General features: G+C 67.8%; 15 protein-coding genes and 1 pseudogene. 7 read left to right on the top strand and 9 right to left on the bottom strand.

Annotated features, from left to right (window positions below; genetic code table 11):
* The first annotated feature begins 292 nt into the window (after positions 1-292).
* The 3 genes from ACLN58_RS02675 (at position 293) to ACLN58_RS02665 (ending at position 4,370) form a co-directional block, all read left to right on the top strand.
* Entirely contained in the window at positions 293-1,984 is a 1,692-nt protein-coding gene (locus ACLN58_RS02675) for an ABC transporter substrate-binding protein (protein ID WP_415853732.1), read from the top strand.
* A 180-nt stretch (positions 1,985-2,164) separates the two neighbouring features.
* Positions 2,165-3,271, top strand: a complete 1,107-nt coding sequence (locus ACLN58_RS02670; RefSeq protein WP_415853731.1) for a hypothetical protein — start codon at positions 2,165-2,167, stop codon at positions 3,269-3,271.
* Positions 3,272-3,344: 73 nt separating this feature from the next.
* Positions 3,345-4,370, top strand: a complete 1,026-nt coding sequence (locus ACLN58_RS02665) for a PstS family phosphate ABC transporter substrate-binding protein (RefSeq protein WP_415853730.1) — start codon at positions 3,345-3,347, stop codon at positions 4,368-4,370.
* A gap of 27 nt (positions 4,371-4,397) precedes the next feature.
* Here ACLN58_RS02665 and ACLN58_RS02660 read toward each other — a convergent pair whose 3' ends face one another.
* The 3 genes from ACLN58_RS02660 to ACLN58_RS02650 form a co-directional block, all read right to left on the bottom strand.
* The gene (locus tag ACLN58_RS02660) at positions 4,398-5,630 is read right to left on the bottom strand and encodes an RNA polymerase sigma factor (protein ID WP_415853729.1); all 1,233 of its coding nucleotides are present in this window, start codon (positions 5,628-5,630) and stop codon (positions 4,398-4,400) included.
* Positions 5,627-5,950, bottom strand: coding sequence for a YciI family protein (locus ACLN58_RS02655; RefSeq protein WP_415853728.1), 324 nt, complete (start codon positions 5,948-5,950; stop codon positions 5,627-5,629). Before ACLN58_RS02655 ends, ACLN58_RS02660 begins: the two co-directional genes overlap by 4 nt.
* Before the next feature lie 95 nt (positions 5,951-6,045).
* Positions 6,046-6,696: a PadR family transcriptional regulator gene (locus ACLN58_RS02650; protein WP_415853727.1), complete on the bottom strand. Its 651-nt coding sequence runs from the start codon at positions 6,694-6,696 to the stop codon at positions 6,046-6,048.
* Positions 6,697-6,808: 112 nt separating this feature from the next.
* On the opposite strand from ACLN58_RS02650, the gene ACLN58_RS02645 reads away from it, so the two are divergent.
* From ACLN58_RS02645 to ACLN58_RS02635, 3 genes are all read left to right on the top strand, one after another.
* Positions 6,809-7,654, top strand: a complete 846-nt coding sequence (locus tag ACLN58_RS02645) for an alpha/beta fold hydrolase (protein WP_415853726.1) — start codon at positions 6,809-6,811, stop codon at positions 7,652-7,654.
* Positions 7,655-7,830: 176 nt separating this feature from the next.
* Positions 7,831-9,030 (top strand): NAD(P)/FAD-dependent oxidoreductase, encoded by a 1,200-nt coding sequence (locus ACLN58_RS02640; RefSeq protein ID WP_415853725.1) that lies wholly within the window; start codon positions 7,831-7,833, stop codon positions 9,028-9,030.
* Between the two features lie 10 nt (positions 9,031-9,040).
* Positions 9,041-9,964: an RNA polymerase sigma-70 factor gene (locus tag ACLN58_RS02635; protein WP_415853724.1), complete on the top strand. Its 924-nt coding sequence runs from the start codon at positions 9,041-9,043 to the stop codon at positions 9,962-9,964.
* 4 nt (positions 9,965-9,968) lie between these two features.
* On the opposite strand, the gene ACLN58_RS02630 is transcribed toward ACLN58_RS02635, so the two are convergent.
* From ACLN58_RS02630 to ACLN58_RS02615, 4 genes are all read right to left on the bottom strand, one after another.
* Positions 9,969-10,382, bottom strand: a complete 414-nt coding sequence (locus ACLN58_RS02630; RefSeq protein WP_415853723.1) for a type II toxin-antitoxin system PemK/MazF family toxin — start codon at positions 10,380-10,382, stop codon at positions 9,969-9,971.
* A complete protein-coding gene (locus ACLN58_RS02625) occupies positions 10,307-10,507 on the bottom strand; it encodes a hypothetical protein (protein ID WP_415853722.1) in 201 nt (66 codons plus the stop codon). The genes ACLN58_RS02630 and ACLN58_RS02625 overlap by 76 nt, the downstream gene beginning before the upstream one ends.
* A gap of 91 nt (positions 10,508-10,598) precedes the next feature.
* Positions 10,599-10,895, bottom strand: coding sequence for a hypothetical protein (locus ACLN58_RS02620; RefSeq protein ID WP_415853721.1), 297 nt, complete (start codon positions 10,893-10,895; stop codon positions 10,599-10,601).
* 34 nt (positions 10,896-10,929) lie between these two features.
* Positions 10,930-11,052 carry a hypothetical protein gene (locus ACLN58_RS02615; protein WP_415853720.1) on the bottom strand — a complete coding sequence of 41 codons (123 nt, stop codon included), beginning with the start codon at positions 11,050-11,052 and terminating at the stop codon, positions 10,930-10,932.
* A gap of 237 nt (positions 11,053-11,289) precedes the next feature.
* Between ACLN58_RS02615 and ACLN58_RS02610 the strand changes: the two genes are divergently transcribed.
* Entirely contained in the window at positions 11,290-11,499 is a 210-nt protein-coding gene (locus tag ACLN58_RS02610; protein ID WP_415853719.1) for a hypothetical protein, read from the top strand.
* 75 nt (positions 11,500-11,574) lie between these two features.
* Here the strand turns inward: ACLN58_RS02610 and ACLN58_RS02605 are convergent, their stop codons facing one another.
* Both ACLN58_RS02605 and ACLN58_RS02600 read right to left on the bottom strand, forming a co-directional pair.
* Complete coding sequence (locus tag ACLN58_RS02605) at positions 11,575-12,309, bottom strand: hypothetical protein (protein WP_415853718.1); 735 nt, start codon at positions 12,307-12,309, stop codon at positions 11,575-11,577.
* Between the two features lie 86 nt (positions 12,310-12,395).
* Positions 12,396-12,601, bottom strand: a pseudogene (locus ACLN58_RS02600) (hypothetical protein); the annotation flags it as partial.

The raw sequence follows: 12,601 nt of genomic DNA, 5'->3' as shown, positions 1-12,601 counted from the left end.
GGGTGGCCTGAGGGGCTCCCTACGTTGTGCGGGACGGGCCGGCCGCGATCGCTGACATCTCGTGAAGGCCGCCTCGCCTGTTCCACAGTGTAACCGCTGTTAATTATCTATTGCCATGTCGTTTGGATGCGAGCTAAGGTCTTGTTTTGTGACGCTGTCGCGTTCGTTATCTGCAGGAAGCCCGTTCATCCGCCACGACCGCAGGACTGTTACGGCTCTGCGCGGTTAGAGGGACGAAGTTCTAGCCCTCGCTCGAGGGTCCGCCGGTTGTCGCACCCACGAAAGAAGGACAATGAAGTTCCTGACGACACCGAGGCGATCGCTCCGGGCCAAGGCCGGTATCGCCGTTGCCGCGGTCGGCTGCATGCTCGCCATGGCGGCATGCTCTGGCACCCCCACGAGCCCCACCGGCACTGCAAGCGGAACCCTCCGCGTAACCGCAGGCGCATCCGGGCCATTCACTGACAACTTCAACGTGCTCATCGCGAGCTCGTCCAGCGCCACCGGATTCGCGGCCTACGCGATCTTCGAGCCCCTCCTGCAGGAGGACTTCGGTAGCGGCAAGACACGGCCGTGGCTCGTGACGTCGTACACCTGGGGTCCGGACGGCATGAGCCTCACCCTCAAGACCAAGGACCGGGTGAAGTGGTCCGATGGCGAGGCGTTCACGGCGAAGGACGTGGCATTCACCTTCAATCTCATGAAGGCGAACCCGGCATTCAACTCCGTGGCCCTCCCATTGACTGGAGCCGAGGCGACGGACGACACGACCGCCGTCATCCACTTCAGCAAGCCGGCCTACCAGGTCATGTGGTGGCGCACCGAGACCGTGCCTGAGCACATCTGGAAGGACGTCCAGGATCCGGTGAAGTACACCAACACCAAACCGGTCGGCACCGGCCCCTACATGCTCGACTCGTTCACGCCTCAGGCCATCACCCTGAAGAAGAACCCGAACTACTGGCAGGCAGGCGGGAAGTTCGCCACCGTGCAGTACCTCGCCTCCGACTCCTCCAGCAGCATGATCGCCAACCTTCAGTCCGGCGGCGTGGACTGGATCGGAACAACCGGGACCGACGGTGCGACGGTCAAGAAGCTCGCCCCGAACGCGATCGACTACTGGAACACCACGATCAACCCGTCGGTCGCCCTGCTCCTGCCGAACTTCGCCCACGCCCCGCTCGACCAGCTCCCGGTGCGCAGGGCGATGGACGTTGCGCTGGACCGCGAACAGATCTCGAAGGTCGGCACCGCGGGACTTAACGCCCCGGTTGTCTCGCCCACAGGATTGGACGTGAAGACGCGAGGCGATCTGATCGCGTCGTCGTACTCAGGGCTGAAGTACGGCAAAGCGGACCCGGACGAGGCGAAGCGGATCCTCACCGAGGCGGGATACAAGCTCGGATCGGACAACGTTTTCGTTTCCCCGGGCGGCCAACGGCTGGACTTCACGCTGACGGTGCCCACGACGTATCCCCAGGCCGACCTCTTCGGCATGACCCGTGTGATCGTACCGGAGCTGGCGGCGGCCGGGATCAAGGTCACGGTGAAGTCGGAGCAGCAGCAGGCGTACGTCAAGGACGTCGAAATCGGCAACTACGAGTTGACCATGCGCACCAACGGGGGGACGCCCTCGGTGTACGACTTCTACAACCGGATCATCAACCAGCAACCGGTCGGCGCCGCCGCCGGATCCGGAACCCAGCTCAACTACGAGCGGTACCCGAACGCGAAGGCGCCAGCGTTGCTCAGCGCCTACGCATCCTCCGCTCCGGGCAGCAAGGAGGAACTGAACGCCGTGGGAGCGATCGAGAAGCTCATGGTCGACGACCTGCCCGGCCTGCCGCTCGTGTTCTCGGGTGGGGCCGGAATGTATCGGACCATCCGGGCGACAGGCTGGCCGTCGGAATCGGACCCCTACGCCGCTCCGGTGCCCGGCAGCGTCAACGCCGAGCTCGTGCTGCTCAAAGTCGCGCCGAAATGAGGCCCGTCCGAGCGCGTCAAGACCAACGACTGTATGAATCAAACCTAGAGAGGAACGCAGCACTATGACGAGCACGTGTCCAGTGGAGATCGCAGAACAGAGCGGCGCGCGGCTGATGGGCGCCGGAGAGAACCAGCCCACCTTCGGCGCCCTGGCGCTGACGGTCGCGGGGGCCCGGAGATGAGCCCGGCGGTCGGCACATCCGTCCGTTATACGGAGATCGCCACCGTGGACGTGGGCGCCGGCCCGCACCTCCACATCGGCTACGTGAAGGAGTCCGGGCACGTCTGGGTCTCCGACACCGGAGGCGACACCATCACGGTGCTGGACCATGCGGACGGCCATGTCGTCGACCGCTGGCACATCGGCGGCGGTGCGGCGCACTTCTCCTTCGACGCCGGGTGCAACATCGGGCTCGTTGCGCTTCGCTCCGCGGACCAGGCGGCGATCGTCAGGCCAAAGACCCGTGAGGTACTCGAGAGAGTTGAGCTGCCCGCCGGGAGTGCCCCGACCGGAACCATGCCCGCCTTTGACCGCGGGATCGTCTACACCCTCAACGAGGGAGGCGGCTCCGTGACGGCCGTCGAGGTGTCCTCTGCGCGGGTCGTTGCGACGATCCCGGTCGGCGGGCTTCCGAAGTGGGGCCAGCCGTGGGGAGCGAGCTACAAGCCGATCACGCAGCCCGTCGGCAAGACGTATGTCGTCAGCACGGAATCCGACGACGTCACGGTGTTCGACGACGCCACCAACCAGGTCATCCGCAGGATTCCTGTGGGACGCCGTCCCAACCGGAATGCGATCTTCCGCGAGCACGGAAACGTCTACATCTCCAACGAGGCCGACGACACGGTCACTGTCATCCGCATCGCCGACGATGAGGTCCTCGCGACCGTTCCTGTGAACCATCGGCCGTTCCGGATGCTGCCGATCAAGGCCATCAACGGCCGGGACGAAATGTGGGTTCTCGGAGCAGGCGATGCATCTTCCGGTGCCGGCACCGTGGCTGCGGTCTCCGGGACAGACCACGTCGTGGCGCGCACTGTCGACGTGGTCGACGAGCCGGCGAACTGGGTTGTCAACCCTCAGAAGAGGCTCTTCATCGTCGGCTCGTCCTGCCGTCAGCTGCTGGTCTACGACTTCGCGTCCGACGCGCCCATCGGGCTCACCGAGCTTCGCCACGACCCCGCGCCGGGGGCCATCAGCGGACTCATCCACACCTCCGCTGGGAGCCTCTTCGTCCTCAACGCCGACAGCACCGTCACCGTGCTGCGCGACCAGAACGGATGATCCCGCTCTAGGAACATCGCCCGTCCCACCCCAGAACTCGAATCAGAAAAGTGATTGGCGGCTGATAGCAATCGTGGAATACAGCGAAGAAGTTGTGCGGTCGGTCGATACCCTGCCGCCCTACGTCCCCCGCGCCCGATTCTCAGGCGTGCTGCGCCATTTCGGTGTTTCGCTCGCCGACATGGTCCCCCGCTGGGAAGACGGATTCCGTCGCTTCCATCCAGATGCCGAGTTCGAGGACGACCTCTGCAAGGCCTCGGGCATCATCGGTGTGATGACCGGGGTCGCGGAGCTCGGCGCGAGCGGACGGGAGTCGGTGCTCACCGAATTCCTGTCGTTCGGAGAGAAGCTCAAGCGCATGCCCGCCGAGATAGCCGTCGCGACCGGTGCTCTCGATGTCGCAGGAGGCAGCTACGGTCTGGCCGCCTTCGTGCACGAGAGCAATCCGATCGCGGGACTGACAGTGGAGCAGCTGGACGGCATCTTCGGTGCCGAGAGGACAGGCGGATTCAAAGGAATCCAATGGAATCCGGAGGTGGCTCGCGGTTCCGACCGGGATATCCGTGTCTGGGGCCAGCTCGGCCTGGGGGACCGCTGGGCCGATGCCCCGATCCAGACGTATGGCTTCGCCCAGACGGGGATGACGACGTTCTTCGAACGGGAGGTCTTCGGCGGCGGGCGAAAATGGAACCCGAACTATCGGGAATATGTAGAGGCGGGATCGAAGCAGCAGGCTCCGGGGGCACCGACCACGAAGGACATGATGCGAGCGCTGTCGGTAGATCCCTTCGGAATCGCCCTCGCAGGCCTCTACCACGCGAACGGAGTCGAGCACGTGAGGGCAGTTCCGCTTGCCTCGCGCGGCGGTGATGCCTTCTACGCCCCGGACGCGGAATCGTTCGCGACGCGCAAGTACCCGTTGGCGCGCAATGTCTACCTTGTCATCGACGCAGGCGCACAGGGACCACAGGCAGAAGGCGCACGCGAATACCTCCGGTATGTGCTCAGCCGCGAAGGTCAGCGCGCCATCCTCGACCAGGGCGTGTACTTCCCGCTTCCGGAGAAGATCCTGCTCGAAGAGCGCGCAAAGCTGGGATGACCGAGACCGCCGGCTGATCCCCGGGTGCTACCCGAGCTCGTCGCGGCGTCGAGTCAGGAAGGCGGTCTCGGCGCTGTTGCCCCCGAGCTCGATGGCCGCGGTGTACGCGGTGCGCGCCTCCAGGTTGCGTCCCAGCCGGCGCAGCAGATCGGCGCGAGTCGCGTGGTAGGCGCGGTACCCCGCGAGCTTGCCTTCAAGACGGACGACGGCGGCCAAGGCCACCTCAGCGCCGTCGAGCCCGGCGATCGCCACGGCGCGGTTGAGCGCGACGATCGGCGAGGGGTCGAGGCGGACGAGCTGGTCGTAGAGGGCGACGATCTGTGACCAGTCGGTGTCCCGCGCGTCGTCCGCGGAGGTGTGCACCGCGTTGATCGCCGCGAGGACCTGGTAACGACCCGGGGCCTCGCCGGCGGCGAGCCGCTCGCGGACCAGCCGATGCCCTTCGGCGATGAGCGCCGCGTCCCAGGCCGTCCGATCTTGCCGGTCGAGCGGGACCGGTTCGCCGTTCACGGAGAACCGGGCGGCGCGGCGCGCCTCGATGAGGAGCATGAGCGCGAGGAGCCCGGTCACCTCCCCGTTGTCGGGCAGGAGGGTGCGGATCAGGCGGGTGAGTCGGATCGCCTCGGCGGTGAGGTTCGGGCGCACGGGGTCGGTGTCTGGACCCGTAGCGAGATAGCCCTCGTTGAAGACCAGGAAGAGGACGGCGAGCACGCCGGAAACCCGGGCCGGCAGATCCTCCGCCGACGGTACCCGGTACGGGATGCGGGCCGCCTTGATCTTGGCCTTCGCCCGGGTGATGCGCCGCCCCATGGCGTCCTCCTGGACGAGGAACGCCCGCGCGATCTCGGGCATCGTCAGCCCGCCGACCAGGCGCAGCGTGAGTGCCATCCGGGCCTCCATCGCCAGGGCGGGGTGGCAGCATGTGAAGATCAGCCGGAGTCTCTCGTCCTCGATGGCGCCGATCGGCTCGGGCGGGTCGTCGTCGTACAACGCCTGAGCCTCCTTGTGCTTGTCGGTGCGCTTGGCCTCGCGCCGGATCCGATCGATGGCCTTCCGGTTCGCCGTGGTGGTGAGCCAGCCACCCGGGTGAGGGGGTACGCCGTCGTCCGCCCACCGCTCCACGGCGGCGGCGAACGCCTCGGCCGCCGCCTCCTCGGCGATGTCGAGGTCACCGAAACGCCGGGTCAGGGAGGCGACCACCCGCGCCCACTCCTCGCGGTGGGCTCGGGTGATCGCGTCCCGGGCGTCGATCGCGCTCACAGGAACGGACGCACCTCGACCCTCCGATTGCAGGCCTTGGATCCCTCGGCGGCCAGCTTGAGCGCCACGTCGAGGTCGGGCGCCTTGAGGATCCAGAAGCCCACGATGTACTCCTTCGTCTCGACGAAGGGCCCGTCCGTCAACACAGGCTGCTCGTCCCGGTTGTCGATGACCGTCGCCGAATCGGGGCCGCCAAGGCCGCCGGCAAAGACCCAGTTGCCCTCGGCAATGAGCCGGTCGTTGAACACATCGATCGCCGCCTGCTCCTCATCCGTGGCGAGGTCGGCGCTGGTGTTGATCACGGAAACCAGATACTGCATCTGGACCATCTCCTTTGGTCGGGGGGACGCCGGTGCCGGCGGCCGCTCACCCTTGCAACGAACGTCTGTGCCTCAATCGGACACCGCGTGGCGGACTATCTTCTGGAATCTTCCGGCGCGCCGTGGGTACCGGCATCCTCAGTGCCGGCCTCGGCCGCCTTGGCGTACAGTTCCTCGGCGGTCCAGGCCAGCCGTCCCTCCTCGAGGTCGGCCACGATTCGCCGCACCCAGTCCAGCTCCGCGGCAGCGACGGTGCGGAGGTAGTCCGATTCGAGCGTGAGGATGCTCGGCGAGCCGCTCTGGCGCTCGCGGTCGAGGACCTCTTCGTGAGCGGCAACGGCCACCTCGAGCGATCCCGCGCGCCGCCGCAGGGCCTTCGCGATGACGTCCGGGGTCAGCATGGTCAGGAGCGAGAGGGCCGCCGGGAACTCGGGGAATTCGTTCTTCGGCCCGGCCAGCATGTCGTCGAGCCACTCGTGGGCCGTCTCACGCCCGGCGTCCGTGACCTCGTAGACGGTGCGCTCGGGGTAGAGGGCATCCCGTCCGGTCTCGCGAACGGCGATGAGCCCGGCGGCGAGGAGGCGCTCCATGGTCCGGTAGAGGCCCGCCCTCTGGCCGACGTTGACCACTTGGTCCTTGCCCCACTCCCTGATGAGCCGCTGGACGCCGTACGGGTGCAGCGGCTGGTACTGCAGAAGCGCCAGGACGGTCAAGGCGAGGGGGGAACTCCGAACTGCTGTGGTCACGGCTCCATGCTACCCGCAGAATGACTAGTAGACATAGGACTAGTTTCTGTGTAACTATCGAGTCATCAGGCAAGGCTTCACTTAGGAGGACTCGGTGTTCACACAAGGATCAGTGACGTCCAAGGACGGCACGCGCATCGGCTACCGCCGGCTCGGCTCGGGTCCCGGCGTCGTTCTGCTGCACGGATCGAACCAGCACGCGGGCAGCCACATGAGCCTGGCCCAGGCGTTGGCTGGGCAATTCACGGTCTATCTGCCGGATCGCCGTGGCCGCGGGATGAGCGGCCCGTATCCGCACGACTACGGCGTCCGCACCGAGGTCGCCGACCTCGCGGCCGTGCTTGAGCACACTGGTGCCCGCAACGTGTTCGGCGTGAGTGCGAGCGGCATCGCGGTGCTCGAGGCCGCGCGCGCTCTGCCCGGCGCCATCGACAAAGTGGTCGCCTATGAGCCGGCGATCCTGACCGACGGCGACAAGCACACGGCCTGGCTGGCCCGTTTCGATGACGAGATGGCTCGCGGCAAGGTGGCCTCGGCTCTCATCACGAGCATGTTCGGCCTCGACCTCGCGCCGTTTGCCTTCAAGATCATGCCGCGCTTCCTCCTCGAGGCCATGACCGAGAAGTTCATGCGGGCGGAGGAGCGCGACTCGGCGCCAGGCGCCGTGACGATGCGCCAGCTCGCCTCCACGCTCCACTACGAGGGCGTGCTTCTGGCCGAGATGGAGGGCAGGGTCGAACGCTTCTCGACCGTAGAGTCGCGTGTGCTGCTGATCCGCGCGGGCAAAGGCTTGAAGTTCCTGCACCCCGCGATCGACGCGCTGGCCGCCACGCTCCCTCACGCGACCGTCGCCGAATTCGCCGGGCTCGACCACGGCAGCGCCGCGGACCTGAGCCCCGCGAACTCGGGCGGGAAGCCCGAGGTCGTGGCGGCCGAGTTGGCGAGGTTCTTCGCCTGAGACGGACGACGGCGGCCCTCGCCGCCGCGGGCGGGCTCCGGTCCAGCCCGGGGGATCGCCGGCGGAGGAGGCCCCCTCGCCATCCGGCGGGTGGGGCCTCCTGTCACAACTCGTGATCGCGTGGTGTCTTGTGTCCGGAATCCCCACAACGCGGGACCCGGACCGGAGGAGGCACCGTGCAGGAGAACATCAACGTCGTCGTGATCGGCGGCGGATATTCCGGAGTGATGGCGGCAAACCGCCTGACGCAGAGCGCCGACGTGACCGTGACCCTGGTCAATCCGCGCCCCGATTTCGTGGAGCGGGTCCGCCTCCACCAGCTCGTGGGGCACACGCACACCGCCGTCCGCGCGTTCCGAGACGTCCTCTCCGAGCGCGTCCGGTTAGTGGTCGATGCGGTGACGAGGATCGACGCGGCCGCGCGCGCCGTGGAGCTCGCATCGGGCGCGACCATGGCCTACGACCACCTCGTGTACGCCGTCGGGAGCGACAGCGCCCCCGCCCACGTTCCGGGCGCGGCCGAGTACGCCCACCCGACCGCAAGTCTTGAGGACGCGCGCAAGCTGCGCGCCGTCGTCGACCGTTCGCCTGCGCCGGCGCCGATCACGGTGGTGGGCGGGGGACCGCTCGGCATCGAAATGGCGGCCGAGCTCGCCGAAGGTGGCCGTGCCGTCACGCTTGTATGCGGCGAGCAGCTGGGCCCGTATCTGCATCCGAGCGGTCGGCGGTCGGTGGCATCCGGTCTGGCGAGGTTGGGTGTCAGGGTCCTCGACGGCCCGGGGGCGAAGGTCGCCGAGGTGACCGCTGAGTCCGTCCGCCTGGCCGATGGGCGCGAGCTCGAGAGCGCGGTGACGATCTGGGCTGCGGGCTTCGCAGCCTCCGGCCTCGCCGCCCGCAGTGGGCTGAGGACGGACGCCGCCGGACGACTCCTCGTCGACGAGACCCTCACGAGCGTCGACGACGCGCGGATCGTCGCCACTGGCGACGCCGCGGCGCCGTCGGGCCTTCCGTTGCGGATGAGCTGCCAGGCCGCGCTGCCGCTCGGTTCCCACGCGGCGGACACGATCCTGAGCCGCATCTCCGGTGAGCAGCCAGCCGAGTTCACCCGGGGGATCGCGGCGATGTGCGTGAGCCTCGGGCGCCGGGCCGGCGTCTTCCAGCTGGCACGTTTCGACGATACGGCGATGAGGCTTCACGTTCCGGGCAGGCTCGGTGCGGTCCTCAAGGAGGCTGCGTGCGCGAGTCCGATTGACCAGCTCGCCAAGGAGGCGCGCAAGCCCGGCTCGCACTCGTGGATCGTCAAGGACTCCAAGCGCGGCGAGCGTGTCGCGGCCCAGCGGGCAGCGGGACTGGCGGTCGCGGAGCGGGCGGGTTAGGTTGGCGGCGATGCCAACGGTTGAGGGGAGCACGCCCGCGAGCGGCTCGGCCATGGAGGCCGCGACCGAGGCATTCGTCGCGCACCGGAACCTGCTCTTCACCGTCGCCTACGAAATGCTCGGCTCGGCGGCCGACGCCGAGGACGTCCTCCAAGAGACGTGGCTTCGGTGGGTCGGCGTAGATCTTGGCCACGTGAGCGACGAACGCGCGTATCTGGTCCGGATCACGACGCGTCAGGCGCTCAATCGCCTGCGCACGTTGGCGCGCCGTAAGGAGTCCTACGTGGGCCCATGGCTTCCGGAGCCGATGCTCACGTCCCAGGACGTGGCCGAGGACGTCGAATTCGCGGAGAGCCTGTCGACTGCGCTCATGGTGGTCCTCGAGACCCTGTCACCGACTGAGCGGGCCGTGTTCGTGCTGCGCGAGGTATTCGGCACGGGCTACGACGATATTGCCGCAGCCGTCGACAAGAGCCCGGCGGCCGTCCGGCAGATCGCCCACCGCGCCCGCGCGCACGTTGAGGCGCGCCGGCCGCGCCAAGCGGTCTCGGCCCGAGAGACGAGGGCGGCCCTCGAGTCGATGCAGCGAGCCTTCGAGACCGGAGATCTTCGAAGCCTCCTCGACGTTCTCGCCCCCGATGTCGTCTACATGGGCGACGGCGGCGGGCTCCGTCAGGCGGCCCGGCGGCCCATCGTCGGGGCTGAGAAGCTCGTGCGCATGCTCATGGGCGGGCTCGCCAAGGCCAAGGCGACCGTCGCCACGCAGCCGACGATGATCAACGGCAGTCCGGCGCTCGTGTTCCGCCTCAATGGCGAGCTCGACGGCGTCCTCACGGTCCGCATCGAGCAGGCGAAGGTCACCGGGGTCTACTACGTGCGCAACCCGGAGAAGCTGACCCGGGTCGAGTCGGAGACCGCGCTGGCGCGGCGGTGAGGACTCAGCGGTTCCCTGGCGGGGCCGTGTCTTGGAGACCGAGATATTGGGCGAGGGCGAGTTCCACGGCGGCGAATTCATTTCGGGTCAAGTAGCCGACTGGGTCCCCGACGAGGTAGTCCACGTCGATCGAGCGGACTTGATCGACGAGGATTCGGGTCAGCCGTCCTGCGATCTCAACTTCGGGACGGTGGATGGAAGGGCCGGCTGACGTCGAGGTTGGGATCACCGTGACTACCGAGAGAGGCGATTCCGACGGAGAGATGACCAGGCCCAGCCGCTTGCCGCCTTGCTCGTGCCCTCGCGGGCGGCCGAGGTCGATCCGGTAGACGGCCCCGCGGATCACCAGGCGTCCGGCTCCGCGTTGAGGTCTTCGTCCTTGAGCGCCTCGGCATCCGAGCGGAACTGCTCGAGCCATCGCTCATGGTCAAGCAACCGCAGAGCACGGCGGAGGGTGTCGGATGTGGTCTCGCCGGGCCGTGCAGCCTCGTGAAGAATGCGCTCGTCGTCCGCCGTGGGACGGAAACCGATCGATGCCGTCATGACACTAATACTAGACGCTGTTCTACAAGTGTGAAACAGCGCTGGCGGCGCCCCTGATGTCAGGGACGCCGCCGTTGTTGGTGCTCGTGGGTCACATTCCCGGCGCGGCCAGGAACTCGAGGACCTCGATCGTGCCGACCTTGCGGTGCGGGTGGTCTTCGAGGAGCGAGTCGAGGGCCTCGCGGGAATCGGACTGGAGGACGGAGTAGCCGCCGATCGTCTGGTCGTCGCCGGAGACGGGCGAGCCGCCATCGATGACGGCCTCGCCGGCCTTGCCGAACCAATCCATCCAGGCCTGCATGCCCGCCTGGGCCTCCTCGGGGGTGGCGCCCATCATCTGCTCGGCCGCGCTGACGTCCGAACGGTAGAGAACGAGGTACTTAGCCATCTGGATTCTCCTTGCGTGGTTGATTCTGTTGGGGTTAGGCCTGGGAGCTGACCCGGGCACGCTCGGCATGGACGGCTCTTCCCAAGGTGACCTGGAGGAGCGCCTTCGGGATGATCCCGAGGAAACCGTACGTCGTGCCGTTCCCGGTCGGGATCACCCAGAAGGCTGTCCCACGAATTACGTTAGCGGCTACTAACGCGTTGTGCAAGGGGGTGCGTGACGGGGCCGCGGTGCGTACTCAGGGGTACTGGCGCAAGTGCCGGCCTCGGATCCAATCACGTACCGACCACTCGTGTCTCCGGCACCACCACGGTTCCAGAATGTTGGCGTCGGCAGTTCCTGGATGGGGAGGTCTTGCGTCGTGAAAGCTGATGCCGCATTTCGGGAGGAACTCGTGAAGAGGATCCGCGCCCAGGAGACCGGTTCGGTGGTCCTGAATACGAGGATCCCGAATGTTGACGCGGAGCTCGATGCTCTGTTCGCCACCGTGCACACGCCCATCGGGAGTCTCATCGAGGGCCAATGCGCGAGCTGCGGGCGGGCCTGGCCGTGCTGCGTGTTCCGGGACACGGCAGCGAAGTACCACATGACGCCGGGTGGTTGATCGGGCTGCAGCCACCGGGGCGGCTCAGCGACGGCTGAGCTCTCCCGGTGGCCACGCCCGCCTCCCTGGGTCGGACTAGCTCCGACGGATGCGACGCGCGGTGGCGACGTACGCGAGGCCCGCGATCAGGAGGCCGCCCAGGACCATGAGCGCCCAGGTCGGCAGGCTTTGCATTGCCTGCTTTTCCGCGGCCGTCTGGATGTTGAAGCCGCGATTGCCATCCTGGACGCCGGAGACCCGGAAGCCCAGACCGGAGGTAGCGGTGCCGACTGCGCTCGGGTCGACGGCGGACGCCGTGCCGTTGCCGGCCCCGCCCGCCGATGCCGACGTCGTGGTGTTGGTTGTGGGTCCACCGGCACCACCGGCTGCGCCCGCGGTGCTGCCGGCGTCCGTCGTCGCCGGGTTGAGCACGACCGTTGGAGCCGTGCCCGCGCCCGGGAGACCCGTGGTCACGGTGCCCGACGCCGGAACGGCGGGTGCGGTGACGGTTGCGACGGGTGCCATGGCGGCCGGCGTCGTGGCGGTCGGATTGATTGCCGCGAGGTCGGCGACGTTCGCGGTTGCGGGGACCACGGGGGCGGTCGCGGTTGCGAGCGGCGCGCTGGTGGTAACCGTCGTGGCCGGCGCGGTGGTGCTCGTGCCGCTCGGGTTGATTGCCGCGAGGTCGGCGACGGTTGCGGTTGCGGGCACGACTGGGGCCGTGACCGTGGCGATGGGTGGGGTGGCTGCCGAGGCGGCTGCCTCGCCGAGGCCCATGAGGCCTCCGGCGATGACAGCGCCGAGCAGCACTCGGCGGGCAAGGGTATTCACGGTGTTATCTCCAGACTGGGCAGTGGGGCGCGCAGAGGGCGCGCAAGGGCCGGACGTGTCCGCCTCAAGGGCAGACTCGACCCCTGTCAGTCGGGGGTAGAGCCCGGATCGAACGCGGGGGAAGAGGGGACGTGCTCGCTCGAAGGCAGCATGCGGCTGGACGCCGCGAGCTGGGGAGCGAGGAAGAATGCGGCCGCTAGTGTGGCGGGACCGGCCGACGGGCCGGATGGACCGGTGGTCTCGCCGTTGCCAACGCCGCTAGGGAGTTGAGCCGGCTCGACCGCGTTGTCGG

This window comes from Sinomonas sp. G460-2, assembly GCF_047759905.1.
Lineage (GTDB): Bacteria > Actinomycetota > Actinomycetes > Actinomycetales > Micrococcaceae > Sinomonas.
The sequence above is the reverse complement of the archived record's forward strand: the minus strand, read 5'-3'. Positions and strand labels throughout refer to the sequence as shown.

Bases quoted from the DNA above. Each gene is read 5' to 3' on its own strand.
- ACLN58_RS02630 (WP_415853723.1), bottom strand. From the start codon at position 10,382: ATGGCTCGAGCAGTTCCGCTCGGATGCCGAGGCGCTCAAGGACGAAGA.
- ACLN58_RS02625 (WP_415853722.1), bottom strand. From the start codon at position 10,507: ATGACGGCATCGATCGGTTTCCGTCCCACGGCGGACGACGAGCGCATT.
- ACLN58_RS02675 (WP_415853732.1), top strand. From the start codon at position 293: ATGAAGTTCCTGACGACACCGAGGCGATCGCTCCGGGCCAAGGCCGGT.
- ACLN58_RS02655 (WP_415853728.1), bottom strand. From the start codon at position 5,950: ATGCAGTATCTGGTTTCCGTGATCAACACCAGCGCCGACCTCGCCACG.
- ACLN58_RS02620 (WP_415853721.1), bottom strand. From the start codon at position 10,895: ATGGCTAAGTACCTCGTTCTCTACCGTTCGGACGTCAGCGCGGCCGAG.
- ACLN58_RS02670 (WP_415853731.1), top strand. From the start codon at position 2,165: ATGAGCCCGGCGGTCGGCACATCCGTCCGTTATACGGAGATCGCCACC.
- ACLN58_RS02635 (WP_415853724.1), top strand. From the start codon at position 9,041: ATGCCAACGGTTGAGGGGAGCACGCCCGCGAGCGGCTCGGCCATGGAG.